A 23,858-nucleotide genomic window follows, 5' to 3' on the forward strand; every position below is an offset into this window, starting at 1 on the left:
TATGGGAGAATTGTCAGATGACCACCACCGCGATCTCCCGCCCCGTCTGTGTCCTCGGTCTCGGCCTGATCGGCGGCTCACTGCTGCGCGATCTCACCGCCTCCGACCACACCGTCTTCGGCTACAACCGCTCCCCCTCGGCCGCCCGTTCGGCCGCCGGGGAAGGGTATGACGTCACCGATTCACTCACGGATGTTCTCACCAGGGCACAGCGGTGCGACGCGTTGATCGTGCTCGCGACCCCGATGCCCGCCATCCCCACGCTTCTCGACGCCATCGCCACCCACGCCCCCGACTGCGGTTTCACCGATGTCGTGAGCGTGAAGGCGAAGGTCCTGGAGCTGGTGCGGGAACGCGGCATGGCCGACCGCTACGTCGGAGGCCACCCGATGGCGGGCACCGCCGACAGTGGCTGGACCGCGAGCCAGCGGGACCTGTTCAAGGGGGCCGCCTGGGTGGTCACCTTCGACCGCGCCCTCGACGACACACCGCCCCCCGCACAGTGGGTCTCACTGTGGATCGATGTCGTGCACATGGCCACCCGTGTCGGCGCCGAGGTCATTCCCGCACAGGTGGGGAACCATGATGCGGCCGTCGCGCGGATCTCCCACCTGCCGCACCTGCTCGCCGAGTCACTGGCGATCGTCGGTGACAACGGCGGGGCACTGGCACTGTCCCTCGCGGCAGGCAGTTTCCGTGACGGAACCCGCGTCGCCGGCAGTGCCCCGTCCCTCGTGCGCGCCATGTGCGAGACCAACGACGAGGCCCTCCTCGAGGCCCTGGATGAAACGCTCGCCCTGCTGAATGACGCCCGCGCACATCTCACCGACGAACGGCCCAGCATCGAGGAACTCGTCGACTCCGGTTACCGCTCACGCATCCGCTACGAGGCCCGCTCCGGCATGCACACCGGCAACGGTGGCCTTCTCGCCTCACCCCGCCCCGTGATCCGGTTCCAGCCCGGTGCACCGGGGTGGATCAACCAGCTCGCCCACGCGGAGATGCTGGGGGCACGCATCGAGGTGTACTGACCGGAACGCGAGAGAGCCCGGCACCGCAAGGTCACGGTGCCGGGCTCTTTCTTTTCTCTCGTGCGCCCGGAGGGATTCGAACCCCCAACCTTCTGATCCGTAGTCAGATGCTCTATCCGTTGAGCTACGGGCGCATGCCATCGGGGAACGCGGACGTCCCTCAGCAACGAGGATCTACATTACACCCACGGCGAGAGAGTCAACAAATACGCAGGTCAATACCCTCACAAGACAAAAGGAACGGCCCCACACCAGTTCACCCGGTGTGGGGCCGTTCCTTTTCTGTCTCAACACAGAGTGCGCCCGGAGGGATTCGAACCCCCAACCTTCTGATCCGTAGTCAGATGCTCTATCCGTTGAGCTACGGGCGCCTATTCAGTTGACCCTTGCGGGTGCGGAGGCGAGAGGATTTGAACCTCCGGTCCTCTGTTAGGAAGACAACTCATTAGCAGTGAGTCCCATTCGGCCGCTCTGGCACGCCTCCATCAGCCTCACCGACACCGCACGCATGAAGAACACGGATGCAGATGACGTGAAACCAGCGATGATATTACCCCGACCACGTCCGCTACGGCAAAACCACAGGCCACGCACGCCGGTTCATCAGGTTGTACTGTGGTTCACATGATCCGTGATGATGTCTCCGCAATCCCCGCCTACGTCCCGGGACGTGCCGCACCCGACGCACTGAAACTCTCCAGCAACGAGGCCGCGCACCCTCCCCTGCCCAGTGCGGTGGAGGCCATGACCGACGCAGCCCGCAACGCGAACCGCTATCCCGACATGGGGGTCGTCAGGTTGAAGGCGGAACTCGCGGACACACTGGGACTCACCCCGGATCAGATCGCCGTGGGGTGCGGTTCCTCCGCTCTCTGCCAGCAGCTCGTCCAGGCCACCTGCCGCGCGAATGACGAGGTCATCTTCGCCTGGCGCAGCTTCGAGGCCTACCCGATCTTCTGCCTCGTCGTCGGTGCGAAACCGGTCATGGTCCCCCTCGACGGGAATCACCGGCACGACCTCGACGCGATGGCCGCCTCCATCACGGACCGCACACGGCTCATCTTCGTCTGCAACCCGAACAACCCCACCGGGACCAACATCACCGAGGACGAGTTCACGGCGTTCATGGAGCGTGTCCCGGAGGATGTCGTCGTCGTTCTCGACGAGGCCTACATCGAGTACGTGCGCGACGAGGACAACCCGGTGTCCACCGAGCTCCTCGGGAGGTACCCGAACCTCGTGGGTATGCGCACCTTCTCCAAGGCCTATGGTCTCGCCGGCGTCCGCGTGGGCTACGCGTTCGGTGATCCACGGATCATCGACGCCGTGAACCGCATGGCCCTCCCCTTCAGTGTGAACGCCGTCGGGCAGGCCGGGGCACTCGCCTCCCTCACGGCCGCCGATGAGCTGCTCCAGCGCACCGACGAAGCTGTCGAACAACGTGAGGCACTGGTCGCCCGGATTCCGGGCGCCGTGGCATCCCAGACGAATTTCGTGTGGATCCCCACCTCCCGCTCCCGGGAGCTCGCCGGGAAACTCGCGGAGCGCGGCGTTCTCATCCGCGCCTTCGACGAGGGCGTACGGGTCACCGTCACCACCGGTGAGGAGCTCAACCGGTTCCTCACCGCCTGGGATGAGGTGCAGTGACCCCCGGACGGGACAGGTGAAGGGGTGGGGCCGCCGGCCCCACCCCTTCATTCATCCGTTCATTCGTCAGGAACGCCGGCGACGCACCTGCACCAGGGAGGCCCCCAGGAGAAGGAGGATCAGTCCCGCCAGGACGACCAGCAGGACACTCGCACCCGTGTTAGCCAGCAGTCTGCGGGGTTCAGCGGCAGGCACCTGAGCCTCTTCAGCGGGCGTCGGGGCGACCGTGGATGACGGGGCCGGCGCCACCGGGGTGACACTTCCGCCATTCACCGGCGCCCGGGTGGGAACCGTGGCCGGCACATGGGCGGAACCGGTCACCGGTGCGACGGAGCCGACGGCACTCGATGCGCCGCCCGCCAGTACCGCGAGGACCACCGCAGGAATCAACGGCGTGAGCAGGCCCGCGGCGGACAGAGCGGAACCCGCCCCACAGTCCCCGCCGGACGAGGACACGTCGTGACCGTCCCCACCACAGTCGTCACCGTCACCCGGGGCACCCGGTTCATCGGTGGGCGTCGGCACGTCGGTGACGGGCTTCTCCGCCACGGTGACCGTCTGGTTCAGATCCTTGAGATCCTCGTGCACCGCCACCGGCACCGCACCGGTTTCGACACGGGAGCCGGTGAACAGTTTCTCGAAGACGACGAGGGTCCGCCCCGCGAGCGCCGCGGGGACGGTGAACTCCACATCGACCGTTCCGGTGGCGGCATCCGGGGTGAACGTGTGGCGGGCCGTGATCTCCGTGGACCGCTCCGTGTCGGCGTCGATCAGTTCACCGGTGATCGTGTAGGTCTGTCCCGGGGTGAGTCCGCTGTAGCTGACCGTGTCCACCACGGTGCCACCGGTGTGATCCAGGGTCTTGTCGCCGTCGGCCTTGTCCCGGGCCAGGGTCCCGATGGTGGGTTCTGGTTCCGGTGCCGGTTCCGCGGTCCAGCTGACGGCGGCCCTCACCTCCTGGCGCACGGGCGCGGTGTCCGAGACCAGGCCGAGCTGCTGGGCCACGCCTCCGGTGTAGACGAGAACGGATCCCGCCTGCAGCGGTACGTCGGCCTCCAGGGTCAGCGTCGCGGTGCCCGCTTCGGTCCCTGCGGGGACGCGAACCGCGAATCGCTGGCCGGAGGTGACTTCTGCGGTGGTACCGACGGCGACGTTCCGGGCCGGGTCAATGAGCTCGACACCGGCGGGAGCCCCGGTGAGGGTCAGTCGGCCGCTCTCCGCGGTGGTGGTCACCGTGAATCCGTCGATGTCGGATCCCGCCTGTCCGTTCTGCTGTGTGGGCGCCAGTACGAGGTTGGCTTCCGGGGCGGTCTCGGCGGTGGCGTGGTCGATGAGGTAGTCGGCGACGGTGTCGACGTTCATCCGGATTTCTTCACTCACCTCGACGATTCGCGGACGCTGCACGTCGGGGTTGGTGAAGTGCCAGAGTGCGAACTGGGTGGCGGTGATCGCGGCCTCTTCGGGGAAGGCGCCGGTGACACCGGCGTTCGCGGCGAGTTCACGCGCACCGATCTCCGGGTAGGAGTTCTTCAGGACCCAGCGGACGTGCGGGCCTCCGGGGATTCCCTGTTCACCGAAACTGCTCAGGTTGTGTGCACCTTCCGCACTGCCGATGACCGCGTTGATGCAGTACGCCCGCGCGATCCGGCCGTCGGGGAGTTCGACCATGAACAGCGCGACGGATCGGATGTCGCCGGTCTCCGCGACCTCGAACCGGTATCCCTTGTCGATGAGTTGGGAATCTATCTTGACCGGTGTGGTCAGGGTCGGTTGCCCGTTCCGGTCTGCGGCGGATGCCACTCCGGTTCCGGACGGTGCGGACAGACCGAAGACCGCCAGGACGAGTGCCAGGAACAGAGCCACCCCCCTCCTGCTCCGATGCGCTGAAGAAAACACGGTTACCACCTTTCGGGAGTCATGGACGGGGGCGTGCCGGTTTCGTTCGATCGACGTTGGCCGTGCATCTGCACGTCCTCGTCACCGGGCTGCGGCCACCCGACCTCAATAGCTGTAGCGAACGAGCTAACCGTAGGTGGAAATATCTTTCATATCAATAAGTCATATCTTTTTAAGGAATATCGCGACGTTCCCGAGGGCGGTCCGGAAACGTCACGGAAGACTCTGTCAGTTTCCGGAATAAATCCTGTGAACAAGTGTTTTATTCACGAATCACCCTTTTGTGACCGCGAGGTGAAGCCTACGCAATCCCCTCAAAAAAACTGAGAAATGGACACGCGGAAACCCTGTGGATTCAATCCGGTAGAGCATTTAGATACCATCTTTGACCGCCGTCGTAGTCAGCCTCTCCCACCGCAGCGCGGACACCGGAAACCGGCGGGAGAACGCCACCCGGACGCCACGACAGGAACGGACCGGAACCGCACCACGATGAAGGCGCGCACGCGGCGGACATCCCGCCGCGGAAGCACCCGCACGACCCAAGCCGGGACACACGCCAGGTCAACCCCATCCCCGCTCTCCCCTGGTAGGGGCCATCGGACACCCCGGCCCCGCCGGGCACCCGACGTCTGACACACAAGCCCCCGGACGTCACCGCACCCTTCCCCGCCAAAACCGGACAGACCTCCCGGCGGTGCCGCGCCGCCCCCCGGGACGGGCCGACCCCTCCCCCGACACCGGTACGGCAGAGACATGAACGGAGAATCGACCCCCGGACAACCGGCGAATACCGCGGAGAAATTCCGCGGACACCACACATCCACATCCGGGAGAGGCGACACCCGGAAACACGACACAACCCCACCGATGAGCCGGTGGGTGACAATGCACGGCACCGGAAACTACTCCGCCACCCAAAATTGAACATGCTTTTCATGAACGAAACTAGGTGCCCATACGCACCTCCGGATGTGATCTTCCCGCCTGAAAATCTCTCCTGTGATGTTTGTCTCGACACCCTCAGGTGTTCCGTACGGCGGTCGAACCGAGCTGATCCACGACAGGGAACCCCCGCGATCGCACCGACCGCCCGGACCTCTCCCCACACGCGACAACGATCGGGCGACCGGCGACCACAGGCGGACGGACGCCGCCGGCCCCGCACCCCACCACCATCGGAAGCGATACGCGACAGCGACACCGGGGCGACACAGCGGCCCACGGATGTCGCCCCGGGCCTCCACTGTCGTGGGATTATCGTGGGGTGGTGTCCGGAAACAGACGAAACCCCCTGCTGTGCAGGGGGTTTCTCGGCGGAAGTAGAGGGATTTGAACCCCCGGTCCGTTTCAAGGGACGCTCGCTTTCAAGGCGAGTGCATTCGGCCGCTCTGCCATACTTCCTCGACCCGGACAATCCTAGCGGATCACCGTGACCCGGCACCAACACGGTCCCGACCGCGCAGGGAGCGTGAAACACCGGACGCGACAGCCGCTTTCCCCTACCCTGGGCCACATGAAGGCAATCACACTGGAAAATCCGGACGACAGGACCTCACTCACCTGGACGGAGGTCCCCACCCCCGAAATCAGGGCCGGCGAGGTCCTGGTCGAGGTGAAGGCCGTGGGTGTCAACCGTGCCGACCTGCTCCAGGCCGCCGGCCACTACCCGCCGCCGCCCGGTGTCTCCGAGATCATCGGCCTCGAATGCGCCGGTGTCATCACGGATCCGGGTGACACCGACCGGAAGAAGGGCGAGAAGGTCGCGTGCCTGCTGGCCGGAGGCGCCTACGCCGAATACGTCGCGGTCCCGGTCGGCCAACTACTGCCGGTACCGGAGGGTTACTCCTTCGCGGAAGCCGCCTCCGTCGTCGAGGTCGCCTGCACACTGTGGTCCAATCTCGTCACGGTCGCGGGGCTGCGCGAGGGCCAGACCGTTCTCCTGCACGGTGGTGCCGGCGGTATCGGGACCTTCGGCATCCAGCTGGCGAAGCAGCTGGGCTGCACCGTGGCGGTGACCGCCGGATCGGCGGAGAAGCTCGAGACCTGCCGTGAGCTGGGAGCGGACATCCTGGTGAACTACCGGGAGGAGGATTTCGCGGAGGTGCTGAAGAACCGCGCCGACGTGATCCTCGACATCATGGGGGCGAAGTACCTCGATCCGAACCTCCGTGCGTTGGCGATGGACGGGCACATCGTCATCATCGGCATGCAGGGTGGCGTGAAGGGCGAGCTGAACATCGCCCGCCTGTTGTCCAAGCGGGGCTCGATCTCCGCGACGGGGCTGCGCGGCCGGGACCTCGAGGACAAGGCCGGCATCGTGGCGGAGGTCGTCGAACGGGTGTGGCCCATGCTTGACGACGGCCGGGTGCGGGTCAACATCCACCGGACCCTGCCCATCGAACAGGCGGCGGAGGCACACCGCCTGCTGGATTCGGGTGAGGTCACCGGCAAACTGGTCCTCACCCTCGACTGAACGCGGGCACCCGGGACCTCGGCCGGGGTCAGCCGAAGGAGGCGACGGCCCGGGTCAGCTGGTCGATGTCGGCGGTGGTGTTGAACGGGCCGAGGGCCACGGTCACGGAGCCGCCGGCCTCCCCCGCTCCCATCTGATCCAGAAGCGGGTCCGGTGGACTCACGGTGGTGATGAGCCGGTTGTCCAGCAACCGCTGCTGAACGGCCCGGGCATCGACACCGGGGACGACGAGACTCACCCGGGGTATCCGGTCCTGCCGGTAGACGTCCCCGGCGGTTTCACCGGTGATCCCGAGCAGGTGGAGTCCACCGAGCCACTGGAGGGAATCGACGAGGTGGAGCGACAGGAAGTGCATGTAGTCCTCCAACTCTCCGGTCGATTCAACCAGCCTGTTGCGGCGACTGCCCCGGGCGGTCTCCTTCAGGCCCGCCAGATGGTCCACGGCGGGTGCCACACCACCGAGGAGCCCCACCGGGAGGGGACCGAGTTCCAGCTTCACGGCACTGTCCGCGGGTGCGTCCTCCCAGGCGGCGTCCAGCCTGGGGAACATCGTCGTATCGCGGAAAACGAGCGCGGAGACCTGCGGGCCACCGAACACGGAACAATCAACGAGGACGATGTCCGCCCCCCAGTCGTCCATGTCGATGCCCCGGTACGCGGCGACGGTGGAGGCGTCGACGAGCACCCACGCACGCGACCGGGAATGGACGGTCTCGGCGATCTCGGCGACGGGTGCCACGGTACCCAGGAGGCGGTGGGCGGCGTTGACCACGACGAGCCGGGTGGAACCGTCGACGAGATCCCGGTACTGCCACGCCGGCCACTCCCCGGTGCCGAGGTCGGGTTCCGCCCACCGGACGCAGGTGCCGTCGATGTCGCCCAGCGGCACGAACGGATTGTTCAGTGAGGGGTCGGCGCACCTGCTCAGGATGACCGATCCGCCCCGCCGCAACCGGGGACGGACGGCATCCGCGAGGGTACGCAGCAGAACCTCACGGTTGGGCCCCAGGACGACCCGGTCCGCGGATGCACCGACGAGATCGGCGACGGCGCGCCGTGCCGAGTCCGTGAACGCCTCGCCGCGACGCCCCCCACCGGGGGCCGTCAGGCCGTGGCTCCCGGTGGCGACCTGGCCCGGGGTGGCTGATGCGGAGGTCCGGAAGGCCGTGGCCACTCCGGAGGCGACCCGCTCCGGAATCTGCGGGAGCTCATGGGCGTTGAGGTAGGTCCAGCCGTCACTCAACGACACGTAGAGTCCGCGCACGCGGGCCACATCAAGGGCCATGTCCGCCTCCTCGTCCTGTCCGGTGATCACCCGCCAGTATGCCCGCCTGCCGCGTGTGGCGCACCCGGGCCGCTAGGGTGTTCATTGTGTCAGATAGCCATTCAACCAAAGACCTGTCCGGGGACATAGCGCGGCTGGTCCGCGCCGAGGACCCCGGTGGGTACCGCTCCCGGTCGACGACCTTCGCCGCAGCCTGGTCCGATCTCGTGCGCGGTTTCTTCCAGCATGAGCTGTGGCTTCAACTGGGCTGGCAGGACATCAAGCAACGGTACCGCCGTTCCGTTCTCGGCCCCCTGTGGATCACCATCGCCACCGGCGTCATGGCTGTCGCCCTCGGCCTGTTGTACTCGGTGCTCTTCCGCATCCCGGTGGCCGAGTTCCTGCCGCACGTCACCGTCGGGCTCATCATGTGGAACTTCATCTCGGGTGCGATCAAGGACGGGTCCGACATCTTCATCGAGAACGAGGGGCTGATCAAGCAGCTGCCGAGTGCCCTGTCGGTGCACGTGTACCGGCTGGTGTGGCGGCAGCTGCTGTTCCTCGCGCACAACATGGTGATCTGGGTGGTGCTGATGATGGTCTTCCCCCGACCACTGGGCGTGCAGGGTTTCCTGGCGATCCCGGCACTGTTCCTGCTGGTGCTCAACGGCGTGTGGGTGTCGATGTTCTTCGGCATCATCGCCACCCGCTACCGTGACGTCTCCCCGCTCCTCGAGGCTCTCGTCCAGCTGCTGTTCTACATCACGCCCATCGTCTGGACCACAGCCACCCTCAAGGATCAGGGCGGGGAGATCTCGGAGCGGGCGAAACTCGCCCAGCTCAATCCGCTGTACCACTACATGGAGGTCCTCCGCGCCCCGCTCATCGGCGCGGATCTGCCCGTCTACCACTGGTGGATCGTCATCGGCTGCACGGTCGCCGGACTGTGCCTGGCGCTGCTGGCGATGAAGCAGTGGCGATTCCGCGTCAGCTACTGGGTGTAAGGAGAACACACCACATGGTTTCCATCGACACCTACAACGCCTGCGTCGATTTCCCGATCTTCGACGCCAAATCCCGTTCCATGAAGAAGGCCTTCCTCGGCGCCGCGGGCGGTGCCATCGGCCGCAACTCGGACAATGTCGTCGTCGTCGAGGCACTGAAGGACATCAACCTGCATCTGCGGGAGGGTGACCGCGTGGGGCTCGTCGGGCACAACGGCGCCGGAAAATCGACGTTGCTGCGTCTGTTGTCCGGTATCTACGAGCCGACCCGGGGAAGTGCCCACATCAGGGGCCGTGTCGCCCCGGTCTTCGATCTGGGCGTCGGCATGGATCCGGAGATCTCCGGTTACGAGAACATCATCATCCGTGGACTGTTCCTCGGGCAGACCCGGAAACAGATGAAGGACAAGATGGAGGAGATCGCGGACTTCTCCGAGCTCGGTGAGTATCTGGCGATGCCGCTGCGCACCTACTCCACCGGCATGCGGATCCGCCTCGCACTCGGGGTGGTCACATCGATCGAGCCGGAGATCCTGCTCCTCGACGAAGGTATCGGGGCCGTCGATGCGGCGTTCATGGCGAAGGCGAGGGCACGTCTGGAGGAACTGGTCGCCCGATCAGGCATCCTCGTTTTCGCCTCCCACTCCAATGATTTCCTCGCCCAGCTCTGCGACACCGCCCTGTGGGTGGACCACGGTCAGATCCGGCAGGCCGGACGCGTCGACGACGTGGTCGAGGCGTACGAGGGCAGGGGCGCCGCGGATCACGTGCGCAACCTCATACGGCGCATGCGGGAGGAGAACACGGGCGTCCACGGCGGGGACGCCGCCGTGGAGTGATCCGACACGCCCGGTGGCGACCATCCTCACCGGTTGTCGAGGATCGTCTCCAGGGGCCGGTAGTGGTCACAGACCGCCCGCTCATAGGCACGCATGTCCCCCGCGATCGCGGCCTCGAGCATGTCACCGTGGGCGTGTGCGGTCTGCACGAGTCCCTCGTGCACGGCGAGACCGAGAGTGGGGACGACCGCCTGATGGATCTGCCAGAACGAACTGACGAGTTGCCGGACCACCTCGTTGCCCGCGAGGGCCAGCAGCCCGTCGTGGAACGCGAGGTCGGCGTCGGTGAAGGTCTCGCCCTTCTCCGCACTGTCGACCATCGAGTGCACCAGGGCCGTCAGTCCGGGTTGCCGGGTTCCCCGGAGCCGTCCGCAGAGGGCCTCCGACATGCCGAGATCCAGGAAGCGACGCACCTGGATGACCTCACGCAGCGTGGCGAGATCCCCACCGGCGGACAGGGTCGTCTTGAAGATGAGCGCCTCAACCAGCGGAGACATCGACAGCGAACCCACGAAGGAGCCCGATCCACGGCGGACAACGACGATATCGAGCGCCTCCAGGCGCCGCAGCGCCTCCCGCACGGAGGACCGTGAGACGTCCAGCGCCTCAGCCAGACTCGTCTCCCCCGGGAGGGGGTCACCGGACCGCAGTCTGTTGTCCAGGATGAACTGCTTGATGGCTTCGCTGGTCGCGTCCTTCCGGCTGCGACCGGACTGTGCCCGGGACGCAGCGCCCCCCACCGGGAACTCTTCCACCGAATCCACGTCCGGTTGATCGGCACGCCTCATACTCATGACGCCAAAGCTATCACGGTTGTCCGACAGGGATCGTGCAATGATCGTCCCTGTGGCCCGGGCCGGAAGCGCCACAAACTGTGATCCACACGATAATTTGGACATTTTTGTGGCGATTTCACATCGTGGGGGTTCTGAAAAGCACGGGAAGCACTCCCCCTTTCGGGGGTGGGCGCTAGAATTAAAAGCACATGTCAGATATGCACCGTTTGCGTTTCGTTACTTTCCGTTTCCCGTTTCATTGAGCGGATTTCATGCACCCCGTATCATCGGGTTCGTAAGATGTCTGACAACTTCCCGTGAACACCAAAGAGGAGCCCTCAATGCGAGCACCCACTTCACAGCGCACCCTCGCGCGGATGGCCGGCCTGGCCGCCATCGCCGCCCTCGGCCTGACCGCCTGCGGCGGCGGCACCACCACCAAGGATGAGCCCGCCGCCGCCGGCGACAGCTCCTCCGAGAGCAGCAGCGGCGCCAGCATCATCACCGCAGCCGTCGGTTACGACACCGACAACTACGATCCCGGCACCACCACCTCCGCGCTCGCGCTCGCCGCGAACTGGCACACCATGGAGGGCCTGACCGAGCTCGACCCCGCGACCCGGGAGGTCTACCCGGCACTCGCCGCGGAACTGCCGACCAAGGTCGACGACACCACCTACGAGGTCACCCTCCGTGACGGGGCGAAGTTCTCCGACGGCACCGACGTGACCCCGGCCGACGTCGTCGCCGCGTTCAACCGCACCATGGACGGCTTCTACGCCCCCATGCTCTCCTTCATCGACTCCGTCGAGGCCAACGGCGACAACGGCGTGACCATCAAGACGAAGTACCCCTTCTCCCTGGTCAACGAGCGTATCTCCCTGGTCAAGGTCGTCCCCGAGGGCCAGACCGACGACGAGCTGAAGTCCGCCCCGATCGGCACCGGCCCGTACAAGATGACCGAGGCCATCAAGTCCAAGCACGTCAAGTTCGCGAAGAACGAGAACTACAACGGTGACCGTCCCGCCGGTGCCGATGAGATGCGCTGGGACATCCTCGTCGATGACACCGCACGTGTCACCGCCATGAGCGAGGGTTCCGTCGTCGCCATGGAGAACGTCCCCTCCGTGAGCAAGAGCCTGCTCGAGGGCAAGGCCGAGATGGAGGCGAAGCAGGGCTTCAACCTCCCCTTCGTTATGTTCAACACCCAGAAGGCCCCCTTCAACGATCCGAAGGTCCGTCAGGCCGTGCTCTACGGCATCAACGCCGACGAGCTCATCGAGAACACCCTCGACGGCAGCGCCGAGGCGGCGACCTCGTTCCTGCCGGAGTCGCACCCGAACTACCACGAGGCGTCCGAGGTCTACACCTACGACCCCGAGAAGTCGAAGGAACTGCTGAAGGAGGCCGGCGTCGAGGACCTCCACTTCGTCCTCAACACCACCGACCACGGCTGGATCGCCAACATGGCCCCGCTGATCCAGCAGCAGCTGGCCGGTGCCGGCATCACCGTCGACACCATCGACACGCAGGCCTCCGGCGCGATGTACTCCAACGTCACCGACGTCGACGACCCGCAGTTCGACGTGGTCCTCGCCCCCGGCGACCCCTCGGTCTTCGGCAACGACCCCGACCTGCTGATGAACTGGTGGTACGGCGACAACGCCTGGACCCAGAAGCGCTCCGGCTGGAAGGGCTCCGACGGCTACAACAAGCTCCATGAGCTGATGGACAAGGCCGTCCGCGCCACCGGCGACGAGCAGCAGGACCTGTGGAACCAGTCCTACGACGTCATCGCCGAAGAGGTTCCGATCTACCCGCTGTTCCACCGCAGCGTCACCTCCGCGTGGAACAACGACGAGGTCGAGGGCTTCCAGCCGATCGCCCTGACCGGCATCTCCTTCCTCGACGTCGAGGCAAAGTAACACCGTCCCCTTTTCGGACCCTCCCTGTGGCCCCCGCCCCGTTCCCGATGCGGGGGCCACAGGCGGTTTCCGCACGGCACCGCACGCCGGACCACCACTCGACAACAACCTGAGGTACTCACGTGTCCAACCTGATCAGGCTCATCGGGCGCCGCCTCCTGGCACTTCCCATCATGATCCTGGGCATCACATTCCTCGTCTTCTTCGTGATGTCCTTCAACCCGGTCGACCCGGCGTACGGAGCCCTCGGTGAGGGCGCTTCTGCCGCACAGATCGAGGCGTACCACGAGGAATACGGTCTGAACGACCCGCTCTTCGTCCGCTACTTCGCCTTCCTCGGAGGACTCCTCCACGGCGATCTGGGAAGTTACACCTCGCAGCGCCTCCCCGTTTCCGGACGAATCGCCGAAGCGTTCCCCGTCACCATCTCCCTGACCTTCTACGGTCTGATCATCGCGGTGATCATGGCCCTCATCTTCGGTGTCCTCGCCGCTCTCTACCGCGACTCCTGGATCGACCAGATCATTCGCGTGTTCTCCATCATCTTCGTCGCGACGCCGTCCTTCTGGCTCGCGGTGCTCCTCATCCAGGCGTTCACCATCAACAACGACATCCTTCCGGCGTCCGGGCCGCTCATCGCCTTCGAATCCGATCCCAAGGCCTACATGATGCGGATGCTCATGCCCGCCTTCGCGCTCGGTATCCCCGTCGCAGGTTCACTGATCCGTGTCGTCCGTACCTCCATGGTCGAGGAACTCGACAAGGACTACGTGCGCACCGCCCTCGGTGCCGGTATCCCCAAGCACGTCGTCGTGGCCCGCAACGTCCTCCGCAACGCCCTGATCACCCCGGTGACCGTCCTCGGTCTCCGTATCGGCTACCTCATGGGTGGCGCCGTGATCATCGAGGTCATCTTCGCGCTGCCCGGAATGGGCCAGGCGATCCTCGAGGGCATCCAGTCCAACTACGCGGACCTCGTCCAGGGCGTGACCCTGACGGTGGCGCTCGCCTTCGTCGTCGTCAACATCGTCGTCGACATGCTCTACATCCTCATCAACCCGCGTATCAGGACGGTGTGACATGCGCAGAGAACTCACCAACAAGCTGTCGAAGCCCGGACTGAGGTTCGGCCGCTGGCGGGCCATGTCGCTGCCCTCCAGGCTCAGCGTCATCGTCCTCCTCGCCATCATCGTCGTCGCCGTGTTCGCCCCGGTGTTCGCCACCCACGATCCCCTGCTCATCACCAGGCCGAACGTGGCCCCGAACTCCGAGTACTGGTTCGGCACCGACTACCTCGGCCGCGACGTCTACTCGCGCATGGTCTACGGCGCCCGGATCTCCCTCACCATCGGTATCTGCGCGACCCTGTTCGCACTCGCCTGCGCGGCTGTCCTCGGCTCCATCGCCGCAGTCAGCTCACGCTGGATCTCCGAGACCCTGATGCGTGTCCTCGACATCATCATGTCCTTCCCGGGCATCGCGCTCGCCGCCGTGTTCATCGCCGTGTTCGGCAACTCGATCCCGATCCTGATCTTCTCGATCGGCTTCCTCTACATTCCCCAGCTGACCCGCGTCGTGCGCGCCAACGTGCTCGACCAGTGGGGCGAGGACTACGTCAACGCGGTCGTGGTCTCCGGTGCCGCCCGCACCTGGATCCTCATCAAGCACGTCGCCCGTAACTGCGTCGCCCCGATCCTGGTGTTCGCCACGGTCCTCGTCGCCGACGCGATCGTCTTCGAGGCGTCCCTGTCCTTCATCAACGCGGGCGTCCCGGAACCCGACCCCTCCTGGGGTTCGATCATCGCCTCCGCCCGCCAGGGTGTGCTCACCGGTTTCTGGTGGGCCGCGATGTTCCCCGGTCTCGCCATCATGATCACGGTTCTCTCACTGAACGTGCTCGCCGAGGGCATCACCGACGCCCTCGTCGCCGCACCGGGCGCCACCAAGATCAACCCGGAGGACACCGCCGGGAAGCGCGAGGCCGACCGTCTGGCCTCCGACCCGGTCGCCGCCTACAAGATCCAGGAGGAGGACCTGAACAGGCGTCTGGCCGACCTGCGCGAGATCGAGTCGCGCCGCACGGACCGCTTCGTCCCCGACTTCTCCGTCGAGCCTCTGCTCGAGGTCAGGGACCTCTGCCTCCGCTTCCCGCGCCACGGTGACGTCGACGTCGTCGACCACGTCAGCTTCGAGGTCCGTCCCGGACAGACGATGGCGCTGGTCGGTGAATCCGGTTGCGGCAAGTCGATCACCTCCCTGACCATCATGGGGCTGCTCGACAGCAAGGCCACCATCAACGGTGAGATCATCTACGACGGCACCGACCTGCTGAAGCTCTCGACGAAGCAGCACGCGGCGCTCCGGGGTCACGAGATCGCGATGATCTACCAGGACGCGCTCTCCTCCCTGAACCCGTCCATGCTCATCAAGTCGCAGCTGAAGCAGCTGACCAAGCGCGGCGGAACCCGCAGTGCCGAGGAACTCCTCGAGCTCGTGGGGCTCGACCCGAAGCGCACCCTCGAGTCCTACCCGCACGAACTGTCCGGCGGCCAGCGGCAGCGTGTCCTCATCGCCATGGCACTGACCCGCGACCCGAAACTCATCATCGCCGATGAGCCGACGACCGCACTCGACGTCACGGTGCAGAAGCAGGTCATCGAACTGCTCAACGATCTCCAGGAGAAGCTCGGCTTCGCCATGATCTTCGTCTCGCACGATCTCGCACTCGTCGCCGAGGTCGCGCACTCGATCACCGTCATGTACGCCGGTCAGGTCGTCGAGCAGGCCCCGACGGTCGACCTGATGACCGACCCACGGCACGAGTACACCCGCGGACTCCTCGGTTCGGTGCTGTCCATCGAGGCCGGTTCCGGGCGACTGCACCAGGTTCCCGGTGTCGTCCCCAGCCCCCGGGACTTCCCCCGTGGTGACCGCTTCGCGCCCCGCTCCTCGCACCCGACCGTCGGTCTCGACACCCGCCCGGTGCTCACCCGCGCCGCAGGCGAGCACCACTTCTACGCCGTGCAACCCGAACTCGCCGAGAGCGGAAAGTGAGCAATCCGATGTCCAACGACAACGAGCGGGACACCAACGAGGTCGCCCGCACCGAGACAGAGTCCGCCCTGGATTCCTTCCAGCAGGACGCCGTCGAATCCGCCCCCGATCACGCCGATACGACGGTGCGCGCCCAGCAGATCGACTCCACCGGCCGCGCCGCCTCGAACGACGACGGTTCCACCCCGATCATCGAGTTGCGGGACGTCTCCGTGACCTTCCGCTCCCGGTCGGGAGGTATCTTCAAACCGAACCTCGTCCACGCCGTGCGTGGCGTGTCGATGAAGCTGAACGCGGGTGAGACCCTCGGTCTCGTCGGCGAATCCGGCTGCGGCAAGTCCACGACGGCACGGGTCATGTGCGGTCTCCAGGACCCCACCGAGGGTGAGATCTACTTCCAGGGCCGGAAGGTGACCAAGCGCTCCGCGAAGGACCGCAAGCAGATCGGCCGCGTGGTCTCCGTCGTCTTCCAGGACCCGGCGACCGCCCTGAACGCACGCATGATCGTCGCCGAGCAGCTGCTCGATCCGATGGTCGTGCACAAGATCAACAACAAGAGCTACCGCGAGGAACGGATCCGTGAGCTCATCCACCTGGTGGGTCTACCCGAGAGTGTGCTCCAGGCACTCCCCGGACAGTTGTCGGGTGGCCAGCGGCAGCGTGTCGCCATCGCACGTGCCCTGTCGCTGAACCCGGACGCGATCATCGCCGACGAACCGACCTCCGCACTCGACGTGTCGGTCCGCGCACAGATCCTCAACCTCCTGTCGGACCTGAAGGACGATCTCAACCTCGGCATGGTGTTCATCTCCCACGACATCCAGACGGTGCGTTACGTGTCCGACCGGATCGCCGTGATGAACGGTGGCACCGTCGTCGAGGAAGGTCCCGCCCAGCAGATCCTGGAGAACCCGACCGACGAGTACACCCGCACCCTGCTCGGAGCGGCCCCGTCGCTCCTGCACCCCGCGGAGTCCGCTTTCACACACTGACGGCCAGTCCCGCCGCACCATCATCTGAACCATCACCTAGGAGCCCACAGTGGAATCCCCCTTCACCGGTGTCATCCCGCCGGTAGTCACCCCGCTCGACGAGGCCGGCAACTTCGACCGCGCCAGCTTCGACCGCGTGGTCAACCGCATGATCGACGCCGGTGTCCACGGCCTGTTCTTCCTCGGTTCATCCGGGGAGGTCGTCTTCTCCACCGATGAACGCCGCCGCGAGATCATCTCCGCGGCGGTCGAGACCGTCGCCGGACGCGTACCCGTCCTCGTCGGCTGCATCGACACGGAGACCAACCGGGTCATCGAACACGCCCGCACGGCCGCCGAACTCGGCGCCGACGCCATCGTCGCCACCGCCCCCTTCTACGCCCTCGGCGGGATCAACGAGATCGAACGGCACTTCCGCATGATCCACGCCGCCGTGGATCTGCCCCTGTTCGCCTACGACATCCCCGTCTGCGTGCACGTCAAGCTGCCCGGCAACCTGCTGGTCAAGCTGGGACTCGACGGTGTCCTCGCGGGCGTCAAGGACTCCTCCGGTGACGACGTGTCCTTCCGTTTCCTCGCCCGCGACAACGCCGCCGCCGGTCATCCCCTCACACTGCTCACCGGCCACGAGGTCGTCGTCGACGGCGCCTACATGTCCGGCGCGGACGGGTGCGTCCCCGGTCTCGGCAACGTCGACCCGGCCGCCTACGTCCGCCAGTGGGACGCCTACCGGGCGGGCGACTGGGAGACGGTCCGCGCCGAGCAGGACCACCTCACCGATCTCATGCGCATCGTCCTCGTCACCACCGGGGCCGTCGGCTTCGGAGCGGGTGTCGGCGCCTTCAAGACCGCGCTCATGCTCCTCGGCGTGTTCTCCACGAACCGTATGCCGGAGCCCGTCGCGGCCCTGACCGGTGAGAACCTCACCGCCATCGCCGGGGTGCTGTCCTCGTGCGGCCTGGAACCGACGGTCGACCCGGACTCCGTCCGGATCGCCCCCTTCGCCTCCTGACCCACCGGATCACCATCGCCACACGCACCGTACGCACCGAGAGGACAAGGAGACAGGTCCCGTGAACAGTGACAGTGACAACGGCCGCGTGCTGGCGGTCGACATCGGCGGAACGAAGATCAACGTCGCCCTCGTGGACGCGGACAACACCGTCACGGGATTGTCCACCGCCTCGACACCCAGCCGCGAGGACGGCGCCGCCGTGGTCCGTCAGGTGCTGCGGGTCGCCCGCCGCGTCCTCGACGCAGACGACGGTCCCGCCCCCACCCGGGTCGGGATCGGTAGCGCGGGTGTCGTCAGTCCCGACGGGCGCCGGATCACCTCCGCGACGGACGCCATCCGTGGCTGGGCGGGCACCGAACTCGCCACGGACGTCGAGGCGGAGCTCGGCATCCCCTGCACCGTCATCAACGACGTCCACGCCCACGCACTCGGTGAACTCGCCGGTGGCGTAGGACGCGGACACGACTCGATGCTGATGGTCGCGGTCGGCACCGGAATCGGTGGAGCCGTCATCGTCGGTGGCCGTCTAGTCCCCGGCGTGCACGGCGTCGCCGGACACATCGGGCAGATCCGGGTCACCACGACCGCACCCGAAAGCTGCGCCGGGTACACCGACACCCTGGAGAACCTGGCCTCCGGCCCCGGAATGACCGCCTTCTACACCCGGCTCGGTGGGAGAGGCGTCGGCAACGGACACCAGCTCCACGCCGCAACCAGGACCGATCCCCTCGCCGCCGACATCATCACCGCCGCAGGTTCCACCACCGGCCACACGATCGCCTCCCTCGTCAACGCCCTCGATCCCGGGCTCGTCGTCCTCGGCGGTGGTGTCACCCGGATGGGTGACACCTGGTGGGGCCCCCTCGAAGAGGCCTACGCTCGGACCCTGATGCCCCCACTGCGGGACACCCCCCTCGTCGCCGCCGAACTCGGCGACGACGCGGCACTCGTCGGTGCGGCGCACCACGCCCGCACGTACCTCAACCCCTGACAAAGGAGCTTCATCCCATGAGTGACATGAGCATCGACGCCCTCCTCGACCGCCTCCGTGGCGGACTGGTGGTGTCCTGCCAGGCCTACCCCGGCGAACCACTGCGCCGCGCGGAGATCACCGCGGCCATGGCGCAGGCCGTCGTCGAGGGAGGTGCCCGTGCGGTACGGGTCCAGGGGGTCGCGGACATCGCCGCCACCCGGCAGGCCGTCGAGGTTCCCGTCATCGGGCTGATCAAACACGGACACGACGGCGTGTACATCACCCCGTCCGTGGCGCACGCGCGGGCCTGCGCGCTCGCGGGCGCGGACGTCGTGGCCATCGACGCCACCCTCCGCGAGCGGGGCAACGGGGAGTCCTTCGCCGACGCCGTCGCCGCGATCCACGCCGAATTCCCGGGTGTCGCCGTCATGGCGGACTGCGCCTCCGTGCCGGACGCGGTGGCCGCCGCCGAGGCGGGGGCGGACATCATCGGTACGACGCTGGCCGGTTACACACCGGGCTACGAGCACGCCCGGGAGAAGACCCCGGGGCCCGACCACGACTTCATCGACGAGGTGCTCGCCGCGGTGGACCGGCCCGTCCTCGTGGAGGGCCGCCTGCACCGACCGGAGGACGTCGCCGGTGTCCTCGCGCGCGGAGCGTTCGCCGCGTGCGTCGGTACCGCGATCACGCATCCGACGACGATCACCAGCTGGTTCGTTCCGGAGAACTGATTCCCTCCCCCGGTCCCTGACCGGGGCCGCCCTCACCCACCACCGGTGCACCCGCCGGCGGTGGGTGACGTCGTTCTCCGGTCCGTGTCCCTGTGCGACAATGGGCCCATGGCTCTCACCACCGCAGACCGCGTCGCAGCGGTCATCGTCACCCACCGCCGCGCCGATCTCCTGCGCGCCTCCCTGGAGGTCGTCGCCACCCAGTCGGCACCCGTCGAGTGGATCATCGTGGTGGACAACGGCTGCGAACGGGCCGTGTCGGACGCCGTGTCGGAGATCGCCGGGGAACGGGGCGTCTACCTGCCCTCGCACACGAATCTCGGTGGTGCGGGTGGTTTCGCCTACGGTTTCCTCACCGCCCTCGCCCTGGGCGCGGACGCCGTGTGGTGCGCCGACGACGACGGCCGGCCCGAGGGACCCGATGTGCTCGCCACCCTGCGGGAGTGCGCGCAGCGGCACGGACTGGACGAGGTCTCACCGGTGGTGTGCAACCTCGACGAACCCGAACGGCTCGCGTTCCCGCTCCGGCGGGGACTGGAGTGGCGGCGCAGGCGCAGCGAACTCATCGACCCGGACGACCCGGACGATGATCTGCTGCCCGGCATCGCCTCACTGTTCAACGGTGCGCTGATCTCCGCCGCGGCGATGGAACGCATCGGCGTGCCGGACCTCCGGTTGTTCATCCGGGGTGACGAGGTGGAGTACCACCGCAGGCTGACACGCTCCGGGTTGAAGTTCGGTACCTGTCTGCGCTGCGCGTACCTGCACCCGGACGGCTCCGACGAGTTCAAGCCGATCCTCGGCGGGCGGATGCACACCCAGTACCCGGACAACGAGGGCAAGCGTTTCTTCACGTACCGCAACCGGGGTTACCTGATGAACCAGCCCGGCATGCGTCACCTGCTCCCCCAGGAGTACGCCCGCTTCGGCTGGTTCTTCCTGGTCAAGCAACGGGATCCCGCCGGGTTCCGGGACTGGCTGCGCCTGCACCGGATGGGGCGTCGGGAACGCTTCGAGCGTCCCTGAACCCCGGGGGACGTTCGCCGGTCAGCGGACCCTGAAGATCACGGTCCGCTGGACGACGAAGTTCACCACCGTCGCGATGCCCTGCGCGATGACGAAAGCGACCACCAGGGAGAACAGGTCGGGGATGTCGCGCTCGACGAGGAACCCGAACAGGTACTTGTACAGCTGGGTGTTCAGCACCCAGGTCACCGCGTAGAGCACTGCCACGGCGACGAACCGGGTCCGGGAGGGCGCGGCCTGGAACGTCCAGCGCCGGTTGATGGCGTAGGCGGTGATCGTGCCGAAGATGAAGCCGATGTTGCGGGACGCGAACGGGCTCAGTCCGAGGACCATCTGGAACAGCCACGTCAGGCCGATGTCCACGACGGCGGAGATGCCGCCGGAGATGATGAACCTGATCCCCTGTGTCTTCACGTCACGGCCGTCGCCGGTCTCGGCGGGGGGCAGTGGACCGGTGTACTCGTCGGCACCGGCCGCGACCTGCGCCTCCATCTCCTCGGTGGAGACGAAGATGCGGTCATCGGTGTCCCCGTCGCCGGGCGCGGTGGAGGGGGCGGGGTGCCGCGGATCGCGGGCGTCGGGTGCGGTGTTGTCGTCGTAGTCGGCCACGCCAGGTGATGCTACCCGCTCAGTCGCACCGGGTCAGCGGCGCAGCAGATAACGGTACAGGTCGAGTCTCTCGACGGGCGGGAGGGCCCCGGTGCCGTACCCTCCGACACCGGTGAGTGCGCGGAGGGACTCTGCGCAGAGCCCACGGGCCCGGTCGGCGGTGAGGACACCCCCCTCGTCATCGACCCACCCGATCTCCGCCATGGTCGCCTCGATGACGTTGTCCCCGAGGTCGGCGTCGACGAGGGAGGACAGGGTGAGCACCGTGACCAGGAATGCGTCGTGCGCTTCGGGGGTCTCCTCCAGCGGCAGGGTGTCGAGGACGGTACGTGTCCGGTCGTCCAGGTGCACCGGGCGGGCTAGGTCCAGCGCCTGGAGCAGGGGGATGAAGTCGAAGATGCGGGAACGGTTGATCAGGTCGGATACGGCCTCGTCGACGAGGGCCAGGGTGGAGGTGATCGTCTCGGTTCCGGTGAGTTCGGCGTTGATGTCGGCAGGGTCGAACTGGGGGCCGGAGCCGTCCGGAGGCAGACTCCCGGAGCCGCCGATGCACAGTGCCCGTGGTGTTCCCCTGTCCCGCGGGTAGGACTCTATGACCTCGATGAACATCCGCCACAGCCCCCACGTGTAGATGGCGGTGTCCCCGGGGCCGACGAGGACGTCGTGGACGCACCCGTCAGCCCGGAAGACCCGTGCACCGACGGTGAACGACCAGGGGGAACCGGCCGCGTGGCCGTGGAATCCGAAGCAGGTCGACAGGACACGGTGGAGTTCCGTGAGCGGCATCGCGTCATTGATCCCGACCTGCCGGTGGATCTCCCGGTCGGCGCACCAGAGGGTCACACGGATGATGAGCGTGCGCGGCTGCCGGTCGGGGGTCGCGCCGCCCACGGCGTCACGGGCGTCACGGGCGTCGCGGCGGGGCGCGAGCTCAATGACGTTTCCGCGGGCGGTATCGGTGGACATGGCCCCCAGCGTAGCCAGCTGTCGCACGACGTGCCGCCCCACCGGATGCCTCCCTCCGGCGGTGGACCGGTCCCGGGAGCGGTCAGTTCAACGGCAGCGGACGGACGTCCGGGCCGAACGCCTCCCTGAGGTGGGCGCGACTCCTGCGCTGTGATTCGACCGCGAACCACTGTTCGACGAGATCACCCGCGGCCTGTGCCGTGCACCAGGCGGCGCGGGCGCTCTCCTCACCGTGGAACGCGGCACCGGTGTCGGGGCCGGCGTCGGGGAGGGTGACCGCGGGAAGACGCGGGACTGTGAGGTGCGGATGTGCCTCATGCGCCTTCTTCGCGGCGGCCCGGATCTCGTCGGCGGCCCGTTCAACCGCCCCGTGGATCGCGGCGAGTGTCGTCGTTCCGGCACGGCTGTCGGCACCGTCCACGGCGTCCGGGTCGGTGTCGCCGACGGGCAGCACCACCGTGCCGCGCAGGAGCGACTCGAGGACGGTCACGGGGTCGGCGGATCCGGTTTCCGGCGTCCCCGTGTCCGCCTCCTCCGGATCCGGTTCCGAATCGGGCGCGCCACCGTCGGCGGGGGCCTCCCCGACGATCCAGGCCCCGCTGTAGCGGCCGGTGGCCGAGTTCGGGTCCGTCTGCACGTGCCAGACCGTGCGGAGGGTCGGGTCCGTGGCGTCGAGGACGGCGATCGTGGGGTGGTGCGCGGGATCAGCGGTGCCACCGGTGGTCGTGGTGTTCAGCGTGTCGGTCACCGCTTCATTGTCCCATCCGGTGATTCCGTGGTGTTCTCCAGTGCGCGGACCCCGAGCAGGACCGGCACGGTGCACACTCCGAGCACCGTGTGGGGCCGGGTGACGCCCCGGGAGCGGAGCCATCCGACGAGCCCGCGTCTGATGCGGGCGTCCGCGTAGAAGCTCGTGCAGAGGAGAGCGAGTCCGATGACGAGCACCGTCGGGTTGACCGGGCGGCGGGTGTCGTCCCGCGTTTCGACGGGTGTGCCCCCACCGCCGTCGGGTTCCTTATCCGGGGCGGCGGACGTGGTGTCGGTGAGCGCTGCGGTGGTTGCCGCGGCCGCGACGAGGACCACGACATCGACTCCCCAGCGGATCAGTCGGTGGGGGATGTGGTCGGGCATAGCGGTGAGGACGCCACCCGCGACGGCGAGTGGCAGATCGCCGAGGATCCCGGACCCCGGTTCCGTGCGTGGTGCTGCCATGCCCCGCAGCCTACCGGGGTGGTCGCGGTATGGGCGGGGGCCCGCGTTGGCTAGACTCGGGCGCATGTTCGGACTGTTCAAGGGCCAGAAGCACGACTCCGGGGAAGAACCCGGACATATCGCCGCGGAGCGTACCCAGCTGCCGTTGAATCAGCACATGACGATGCTCATGGCGCAGGAACTCCCGCTGCTCGACAGTGTCGACAGGGTGCGGGTCTACGAGATTCTGCGGGAGTACGACGGCCCGGAGATCACCTCCCAGGAGGAGCTGCCCACGGAGATCCGTCAGATGATGGACCTGTAACTCCCGGTTCCGCCCGCGACGCCGGTTCTTTTCACCCCGTCACGGGCCGTGGCCGGTTCCCGTCGTCCCTCCGTGGTGTCCCGCGGAGGCGCCCGCCGCATGTGGGATTGTGGGA

21 protein-coding genes and 4 tRNA genes are annotated in these 23,858 nt (G+C 67.0%); 14 read left to right on the forward strand and 11 right to left on the reverse strand.

All coding sequences use genetic code 11. From position 1 onward, the window contains the following. Positions 1 to 17 precede the first annotated feature (17 nt). Complete coding sequence (locus JIM94_RS02365; protein WP_200252516.1) at positions 18 to 1,031, forward strand: prephenate dehydrogenase; 1,014 nt, start codon at positions 18 to 20, stop codon at positions 1,029 to 1,031. Positions 1,032 to 1,092: 61 nt separating this feature from the next. Here the strand turns inward: JIM94_RS02365 and JIM94_RS02370 are convergent. The 3 genes from JIM94_RS02370 to JIM94_RS02380 all read right to left on the reverse strand — a co-directional run bounded on the left by JIM94_RS02370 (position 1,093) and on the right by JIM94_RS02380 (position 1,515). Beyond that, a tRNA-Arg gene (locus JIM94_RS02370) sits at positions 1,093 to 1,165 on the reverse strand. A 164-nt stretch (positions 1,166 to 1,329) separates the two neighbouring features. Next, positions 1,330 to 1,402: transfer RNA gene (locus tag JIM94_RS02375), tRNA-Arg, on the reverse strand. A 24-nt stretch (positions 1,403 to 1,426) separates the two neighbouring features. Continuing rightward, positions 1,427 to 1,515: transfer RNA gene (locus tag JIM94_RS02380), tRNA-Ser, on the reverse strand. A 140-nt stretch (positions 1,516 to 1,655) separates the two neighbouring features. Between JIM94_RS02380 and hisC the strand changes: the two genes are divergently transcribed. After that, complete coding sequence (gene hisC, locus JIM94_RS02385) at positions 1,656 to 2,678, forward strand: histidinol-phosphate transaminase (RefSeq protein WP_200252519.1); 1,023 nt, start codon at positions 1,656 to 1,658, stop codon at positions 2,676 to 2,678. A 66-nt stretch (positions 2,679 to 2,744) separates the two neighbouring features. On the opposite strand, the gene JIM94_RS02390 is transcribed toward hisC, so the two are convergent. Together JIM94_RS02390 and JIM94_RS02395 are read right to left on the reverse strand one after the other, a co-directional pair. After that, positions 2,745 to 4,541: a VaFE repeat-containing surface-anchored protein gene (locus JIM94_RS02390; protein ID WP_200252522.1), complete on the reverse strand. Its 1,797-nt coding sequence runs from the start codon at positions 4,539 to 4,541 to the stop codon at positions 2,745 to 2,747. Between the two features lie 1,350 nt (positions 4,542 to 5,891). Continuing rightward, positions 5,892 to 5,978 (reverse strand) — tRNA-Ser (locus JIM94_RS02395). A 112-nt stretch (positions 5,979 to 6,090) separates the two neighbouring features. On the opposite strand from JIM94_RS02395, the gene JIM94_RS02400 reads away from it, so the two are divergent. Continuing rightward, complete coding sequence (locus tag JIM94_RS02400) at positions 6,091 to 7,050, forward strand: NAD(P)H-quinone oxidoreductase (protein ID WP_200252525.1); 960 nt, start codon at positions 6,091 to 6,093, stop codon at positions 7,048 to 7,050. Between the two features lie 28 nt (positions 7,051 to 7,078). Here JIM94_RS02400 and JIM94_RS02405 read toward each other — a convergent pair whose 3' ends face one another. Then, complete coding sequence (locus JIM94_RS02405; protein ID WP_200252528.1) at positions 7,079 to 8,335, reverse strand: aminotransferase class V-fold PLP-dependent enzyme; 1,257 nt, start codon at positions 8,333 to 8,335, stop codon at positions 7,079 to 7,081. An 86-nt stretch (positions 8,336 to 8,421) separates the two neighbouring features. On the opposite strand from JIM94_RS02405, the gene wzm reads away from it, so the two are divergent. Beyond that, a complete protein-coding gene (gene wzm / locus JIM94_RS02410) occupies positions 8,422 to 9,318 on the forward strand; it encodes a galactan export ABC transporter permease subunit Wzm/RfbD (protein ID WP_410170839.1) in 897 nt (298 codons plus the stop codon). A gap of 14 nt (positions 9,319 to 9,332) precedes the next feature. After that, entirely contained in the window at positions 9,333 to 10,157 is an 825-nt protein-coding gene (gene wzt, locus JIM94_RS02415; protein ID WP_200252532.1) for a galactan export ABC transporter ATP-binding subunit Wzt/RfbE, read from the forward strand. 26 nt (positions 10,158 to 10,183) lie between these two features. Here wzt and JIM94_RS02420 read toward each other — a convergent pair whose 3' ends face one another. Then, positions 10,184 to 10,951, reverse strand: coding sequence for a FadR/GntR family transcriptional regulator (locus JIM94_RS02420; protein WP_200252534.1), 768 nt, complete (start codon positions 10,949 to 10,951; stop codon positions 10,184 to 10,186). A gap of 323 nt (positions 10,952 to 11,274) precedes the next feature. On the opposite strand from JIM94_RS02420, the gene JIM94_RS02425 reads away from it, so the two are divergent. From JIM94_RS02425 to glfT1, 8 genes are all read left to right on the forward strand, one after another. Further along, positions 11,275 to 12,858: an ABC transporter substrate-binding protein gene (locus JIM94_RS02425; RefSeq protein WP_234039189.1), complete on the forward strand. Its 1,584-nt coding sequence runs from the start codon at positions 11,275 to 11,277 to the stop codon at positions 12,856 to 12,858. Positions 12,859 to 12,980: 122 nt separating this feature from the next. Next, complete coding sequence (locus tag JIM94_RS02430) at positions 12,981 to 13,937, forward strand: ABC transporter permease (RefSeq protein WP_200252536.1); 957 nt, start codon at positions 12,981 to 12,983, stop codon at positions 13,935 to 13,937. 1 nt (position 13,938) lies between these two features. Beyond that, positions 13,939 to 15,912: a dipeptide/oligopeptide/nickel ABC transporter permease/ATP-binding protein gene (locus tag JIM94_RS02435; RefSeq protein WP_200252538.1), complete on the forward strand. Its 1,974-nt coding sequence runs from the start codon at positions 13,939 to 13,941 to the stop codon at positions 15,910 to 15,912. Between the two features lie 8 nt (positions 15,913 to 15,920). Next, a complete protein-coding gene (locus JIM94_RS02440) occupies positions 15,921 to 16,904 on the forward strand; it encodes an ABC transporter ATP-binding protein (RefSeq protein ID WP_200252540.1) in 984 nt (327 codons plus the stop codon). Between the two features lie 49 nt (positions 16,905 to 16,953). After that, positions 16,954 to 17,916 (forward strand): dihydrodipicolinate synthase family protein, encoded by a 963-nt coding sequence (locus JIM94_RS02445; protein WP_200252542.1) that lies wholly within the window; start codon positions 16,954 to 16,956, stop codon positions 17,914 to 17,916. Positions 17,917 to 17,977: 61 nt separating this feature from the next. Next, the gene (locus JIM94_RS02450; RefSeq protein WP_200252544.1) at positions 17,978 to 18,910 is read left to right on the forward strand and encodes an ROK family protein; all 933 of its coding nucleotides are present in this window, start codon (positions 17,978 to 17,980) and stop codon (positions 18,908 to 18,910) included. Positions 18,911 to 18,936: 26 nt separating this feature from the next. Continuing rightward, positions 18,937 to 19,626, forward strand: coding sequence for an N-acetylmannosamine-6-phosphate 2-epimerase (locus JIM94_RS02455; RefSeq protein WP_234039360.1), 690 nt, complete (start codon positions 18,937 to 18,939; stop codon positions 19,624 to 19,626). 108 nt (positions 19,627 to 19,734) lie between these two features. Next, complete coding sequence (glfT1, locus tag JIM94_RS02460; protein WP_200252547.1) at positions 19,735 to 20,652, forward strand: galactofuranosyltransferase GlfT1; 918 nt, start codon at positions 19,735 to 19,737, stop codon at positions 20,650 to 20,652. Between the two features lie 21 nt (positions 20,653 to 20,673). On the opposite strand, the gene JIM94_RS02465 is transcribed toward glfT1, so the two are convergent. The 4 genes from JIM94_RS02465 to JIM94_RS02480 form a co-directional block, all read right to left on the reverse strand. Further along, entirely contained in the window at positions 20,674 to 21,144 is a 471-nt protein-coding gene (locus tag JIM94_RS02465; protein ID WP_234039362.1) for a GtrA family protein, read from the reverse strand. A 150-nt stretch (positions 21,145 to 21,294) separates the two neighbouring features. Beyond that, positions 21,295 to 22,227, reverse strand: a complete 933-nt coding sequence (locus JIM94_RS02470; RefSeq protein ID WP_200252551.1) for a plasmid pRiA4b ORF-3 family protein — start codon at positions 22,225 to 22,227, stop codon at positions 21,295 to 21,297. Positions 22,228 to 22,309: 82 nt separating this feature from the next. Beyond that, positions 22,310 to 22,975 (reverse strand): hypothetical protein, encoded by a 666-nt coding sequence (locus tag JIM94_RS02475; RefSeq protein WP_200252554.1) that lies wholly within the window; start codon positions 22,973 to 22,975, stop codon positions 22,310 to 22,312. Beyond that, complete coding sequence (locus JIM94_RS02480; protein WP_200252557.1) at positions 22,972 to 23,439, reverse strand: hypothetical protein; 468 nt, start codon at positions 23,437 to 23,439, stop codon at positions 22,972 to 22,974. Before JIM94_RS02480 ends, JIM94_RS02475 begins: the two co-directional genes overlap by 4 nt. A 64-nt stretch (positions 23,440 to 23,503) precedes the next feature. On the opposite strand from JIM94_RS02480, the gene JIM94_RS02485 reads away from it, so the two are divergent. Further along, the gene (locus JIM94_RS02485; RefSeq protein WP_200252559.1) at positions 23,504 to 23,743 is read left to right on the forward strand and encodes a hypothetical protein; all 240 of its coding nucleotides are present in this window, start codon (positions 23,504 to 23,506) and stop codon (positions 23,741 to 23,743) included. Positions 23,744 to 23,858: the final 115 nt, after the last annotated feature.

This window comes from Corynebacterium pygosceleis (assembly GCF_016595275.2).
In the GTDB taxonomy this organism is placed as follows: Bacteria; Actinomycetota; Actinomycetes; order Mycobacteriales; family Mycobacteriaceae; genus Corynebacterium; species Corynebacterium pygosceleis.